Raw genomic sequence first — 4,689 nt, 5'->3', positions numbered from 1 at the left:
CAGGGGGAAATAATTGATAATTTATGGATAATAATTGATTTGATTTTTAATTTTTACCGAATGAATTATTAATTATTAATTATTAATTATTAAATAATTCGCGCCTTGAAGCCTCCCCTTTTAAGGTGAAAAAAGCGGTCTCCGGATGGCGAAGTCCCCTCGCAATATCCAATCAACCAAGAGAAGAAAAAATATTTCCTTATATTCAATTCCGTAACGGTTTTAACCAGAGGTAATTATCAATTATCTATTATCAATTATCCATTAATGAACAGATGTCTAATAGTCATAGAAATACCACGATAAACAACAGCGGATAAGCCATCGCCAGAAAGATAGAGCGTTGACATAGACTGATAATTATCTTTAGACAGGGTAATTTTTCTACTTTTCCCTGGTAAAGATTCCCTGTTCCCTGCTATAACAACTTATTGTGAATACTAATAAAATCATGCAAATCTTTGATCGATTAAAATCTCTGTTTATAAAAGTTCCATTCCAGGAAACTGACAATGAACTTAATGAACTACCGAAAAATTTTATTTCTAGTTTAAATCAACAAATTCAGGCTTTACCTTGTCATCCTAAATATGTCGAAATTTTGCAATCTACTTTAGAAGAAGCATTATGCCAATGGCAAGATAATCCAGAAGCTAATGAATTGGTAATTCTGAGTAGTTCTATAGAACCTTTATCTCAAATTATTCAGACAGCTTTAGTTAATTGGAGTTATGAAAATGTCAGAAATATAAAATTATTATCCTGGTCAAATCGACCTAAAGATTTCCTGAAGATTGTCTCCAAATTACAAAATGATTTAGGTTTGTCTGCAAAGTTGGATGTCGATTGTAATTCTGGCAAATTTCAGGAATTAGTAGTTATTCCTTGCTTGGAATTTTGCTTTCTACGACACATACATGGTTTGGATGGAATTGAGTTTTTAAGAAATAGAATCTTTCAAGATCATTCTCGATTTTGGTTAATTGGTTGTAGTTCTTTAACGTGGCAGTATCTTGACTATATTTATAATATTAATTCTTACTTTGAAACAACTCTATTATTACCGACTATCACAGGAGAAGAACTTATGGAGTGGCTGACTCCTGTTTTTACTAAAATGCAGTTTCAAAAAAATGACCTAGATGAAGAAAAACAATTGGCTAAAATGCAAGAACATTTTGATTATTTATCTTATATTGCTCAAGGTTTAAGTTCATCAGCTTCTCAATTATGGCTAAAATCTTTGAGTATGGCAAATATGGAAAATATTAATTCTCAAGAAACAGAAAAAGAGAATATTTTAGTAGAGTATCATCAAATTAAATCATTAGATTTACCAGAATTAAGCAGTAGCGATCGCTATCTTTTATTTTCTCTGTTTTTGCACAAAGAAATTAATTTATCTCACCTTGCTTTGAGTTTGGGAGAATCTGAAAGCAGAATTCAATTCCAAATTCAAAAATTGTTACGTATGGGAGTAATTCAACTTTTTAATAATCTTTTGAGTATTCATCCTAAATATTATCCAAAGCTACGTAAGCATTTAAAAAAATATAATTTTATTACTGATTTAATAGAATAGATTTATCGCAGAAGTCAGGGAATAATGAATAATGAATAATGAATAATGAATAATGAATAATTAGGGTTTGCTGATTAAATCTCAAATAATTACCAGATAAAGATTTTAGCCTTTTTAGGTATTGAAAAAGTACATGGTTTTCAGCTCTTCATGCTCAAAAAGTTAGCATTTTTAGCGCATAGTTGGACAAAAAAAATCTCCCCTACTCCTTAAAAAAAACTTTTTTCAGCAAACCCTAATTACCTCTGGTTCAAACCGTTCTTGATTGAATGTAAGAAAATATTATTTCTTTTTTTTCCCTTTAAAGGGGAGGCATAGTAAGCTGAATTATTTAATTAATAATTATTAATTATTCGGTAAGCATTTACCTATTAGCTGTCAGCTAGAGCGCAACAAGACTCTCTCATATAGGACAGTTTTTAAATTAATAACTGACTTTAAGAGCAAGGAAGGCAACTTTTGTAGTAAGACAATTAATAAAGCTTTTATCCTAAACTAAAAGTAATAGCTGTTTGCGAGCATCCCGCAGGGAAGTGCTGATGGCTGACGGCTGTTTGCTTACATAGGGAATGGTGAGATTAAATTGCTGATTTAATATCTGGAACTGATTTAATTAAATTTTTTGCAAGAGGTATAATGATTTTCAACTATCTAGGGTTAACATTCTTTTTTCATTTTCATCTACTTACAGTAGCGCCAGGATTAAATGGAATAGGCATCAAAGATATAAATATTCAGACTATTCTGCGAACAGTAATTGCTTTAGCTCTTGCTTATGGATTTCTCATTAGCGTTAAATCTTTGAGTAAGTGGTTATCAGAAAGAGTTCCTTTAAAATTTCGAGCAGCAGCCAAACAGTCAGAGCCTTTTCTACAAGCCTTAATTTTATTAACTTCCACAATATATATATTGAGTTTGTTTTTGCAACTTTCGACTGAAAATTTATTAGCTATAACCGGAACAATTGCTGTGGCTTTAGGTTTTGCTTTTAAAGATTATGTTAGTTCTCTAATTGCTGGAGTAGTAGCTCTATTTGAAATTCCTTATCGAGTAGGAGATAGAGTTCAAATTGGAGAAAATTATGGCGAAATTATTACTTATGATTTGCGGGGAATACGTTTACAAACTGTTGAAGATAATCTGATATTTATTCCCCATAACAAAATTTGGAATGAGCCAATATCTAATGCTAATAGTGGTGCTTTAGAAGCTCAAGTCACAACTGATTTTTATTTGGCTCATGGAGTCGATTCTGAACTGGTTATTAAAATTTTACATCTGGCTGCTTATACCAGTAAGTACACTCAATTAAAACTTCCAATTACTGTATTAGTTGAGGAAAAACCTTGGGGAACTCAATATCAGTTAAAGTCTTATCCTATAGATGCTAGGGATGAATATGTTTACAAAACTGATTTAGTGAGGCGAGTTAAACAAGCTTTTACTAAACATAATTTTAATTACCCTAAAATTGACTACTTCCCTGGCTGAAGGCGAGGGGATTCTAGGTAGATACTAAGCAACAGGATAAATCCGTGTTGCCCCGTCTCTTCTTAGCTGACCAAAGATAAACTCTCTGGGGACAAGTCAAAGTGCCCCTATACAGTCGGCTGAGGTTTAAACCTAGCTTTCTGCTTACTTTTGCGATTATATTTGCAGCTCCATTGCAGTCTGCATTAATCAACCAATTATTACCACTTCTATACAAACCACGCTTCTTGATGCAGTCGCTCATGGGGGGAACCCCCTTTGGCGGCGCTGCATCGCTTTATTCTTTTCGGTGACGGTTTCCAATCATCGGGTTTCTCACCATAAGTTGGTAGATAGTCACCATCTAAAAATGAAGCAATACTTGTATATTTCAGTTTCTATAAAAATAATTCCATATTCATCACACAACTGAACTATTCTCTCTTTGAGTCGAGCAGTAGGAATTGGTACAAATTCTGAATTACTTTTTTTCCCTAATTTTATTTGATTTTTCTGACCTTGATTCCAACCAAATACAATAGTACCGATATTATTTTTTAAACAATGATTAATTACTATTCTGGCTGCTTTATTAATACCCAAATCGAATTTGGCGGTTATGCTTTTCTGTAATGGCAGCTAGTCTATTTGACCAAAATCCTTGAGGTTGATTTTCTTTAATAGTTGATACCTGTTTGTTGTACCAACCCACCCCTATGCCCTCCCGGGAGGGGAACCAAAGGGGTGGGTGTTTACCATCTAGAACCCGTGCTTGTACCCACATTCAATACACAGGTCAACCAGTTATTTAAACCATGGTCAATTCCTAATACATTTTCTTGACTTAATTGAGGTTTAACTACTTCTTGTTGATAGACAAATTCATAGTAAAAACATCTATTTCTTGGTAGGATTCTCAGTTCCTTGAGAGTAGAAAATGCTCTTATACTAGGCATTGGAATTAAAAAGCTATCTACTCCAAACCACCGTTTACAGGTATTACAAGCGTGGTACTCTAATTTGATTACCTTTAAGTTTTAATGCTTGAAAAGGATAACTAACTGTAGCCATTCCCCCTTTTTTTCTGTAGTTAGGAATCCTTGGTCTGTGTGAGATTTTTCCTGAACTATAGGCAATAATAAGACCATAATAAGACCTAAATGATTCAGCTACAGTTCTCAATATTTGTTGTGCTGAAGAGCGAATATAAAACTTTGTAATGATAGTTGTGTTTATAGACTTTTTCCAAGTCATACTTGCCCAGAGTTTTGTGAGACTTAAAAAATAATTGCCGACCATAATATATTCCCATGTTAGTTAGCTTGTGAGACTCTTCGCACAAGAATTTTAAGATAGCAATTAATTCGGGATTTTTATTTACTAAAACCTGGTGACAACAGTACATTTGAAACGGCCGTGGGAAAACTTAATTGTAGCTAACAATAGCACAGGAAAACTTTAGTTGTCTAGTCTCAACGATTCCCTTATTTTCATGCCCCGGTCCAAACATGGGGGCCTTCAACGTTGCTTTTCGGTAAAATAAAATACTTCGGATTAAAATCCGACTCCTCGCCTTTCATCCATCGCTTAAAAGACGATGGCTTTCATACTCACGTGTTATTTAGGTAATTTTTTGA

The 4,689-nt window shown here is 33.4% G+C and carries 5 protein-coding genes; 2 read left to right on the top strand and 3 right to left on the bottom strand.

Going from position 1 to position 4,689, the window contains the following annotated elements; all coding sequences use genetic code 11:
* Positions 1 to 451 precede the first annotated feature (451 nt).
* Together F6K54_RS40665 and F6K54_RS40660 are read left to right on the top strand one after the other, a co-directional pair.
* The gene (locus F6K54_RS40665) at positions 452 to 1,582 is read left to right on the top strand and encodes a hypothetical protein (RefSeq protein ID WP_293090122.1); all 1,131 of its coding nucleotides are present in this window, start codon (positions 452 to 454) and stop codon (positions 1,580 to 1,582) included.
* A gap of 636 nt (positions 1,583 to 2,218) precedes the next feature.
* The gene (locus tag F6K54_RS40660; RefSeq protein ID WP_293090120.1) at positions 2,219 to 3,073 is read left to right on the top strand and encodes a mechanosensitive ion channel family protein; all 855 of its coding nucleotides are present in this window, start codon (positions 2,219 to 2,221) and stop codon (positions 3,071 to 3,073) included.
* Positions 3,074 to 3,409: 336 nt separating this feature from the next.
* On the opposite strand, the gene F6K54_RS40655 is transcribed toward F6K54_RS40660, so the two are convergent.
* The 3 genes from F6K54_RS40655 to F6K54_RS40645 form a co-directional block, all read right to left on the bottom strand.
* Positions 3,410 to 3,655 carry a hypothetical protein gene (locus F6K54_RS40655; RefSeq protein ID WP_293090119.1) on the bottom strand — a complete coding sequence of 82 codons (246 nt, stop codon included), beginning with the start codon at positions 3,653 to 3,655 and terminating at the stop codon, positions 3,410 to 3,412.
* 149 nt (positions 3,656 to 3,804) lie between these two features.
* Positions 3,805 to 4,008, bottom strand: a complete 204-nt coding sequence (locus F6K54_RS40650; RefSeq protein ID WP_293090117.1) for a hypothetical protein — start codon at positions 4,006 to 4,008, stop codon at positions 3,805 to 3,807.
* 43 nt (positions 4,009 to 4,051) lie between these two features.
* On the bottom strand, positions 4,052 to 4,351 hold the full coding sequence (locus F6K54_RS40645) for a hypothetical protein (protein WP_293090116.1): 300 nt from the start codon (positions 4,349 to 4,351) through the stop codon (positions 4,052 to 4,054).
* Positions 4,352 to 4,689: the final 338 nt, after the last annotated feature.

Origin of the sequence: Okeania sp. SIO3B5, assembly GCF_010692555.1 — a bacterium.
In the GTDB taxonomy this organism is placed as follows: domain Bacteria; phylum Cyanobacteriota; class Cyanobacteriia; order Cyanobacteriales; family Microcoleaceae; genus Okeania.
This window is presented reverse-complemented; position numbering and strand designations above follow the sequence as displayed.

Bases quoted from the DNA above. Each gene is read 5' to 3' on its own strand.
- F6K54_RS40665 (WP_293090122.1), top strand. From the start codon at position 452: ATGCAAATCTTTGATCGATTAAAATCTCTGTTTATAAAAGTTCCATTC.
- F6K54_RS40660 (WP_293090120.1), top strand. From the start codon at position 2,219: ATGATTTTCAACTATCTAGGGTTAACATTCTTTTTTCATTTTCATCTA.
- F6K54_RS40650 (WP_293090117.1), bottom strand. From the start codon at position 4,008: ATGCCTAGTATAAGAGCATTTTCTACTCTCAAGGAACTGAGAATCCTA.
- F6K54_RS40645 (WP_293090116.1), bottom strand. From the start codon at position 4,351: ATGGTCGGCAATTATTTTTTAAGTCTCACAAAACTCTGGGCAAGTATG.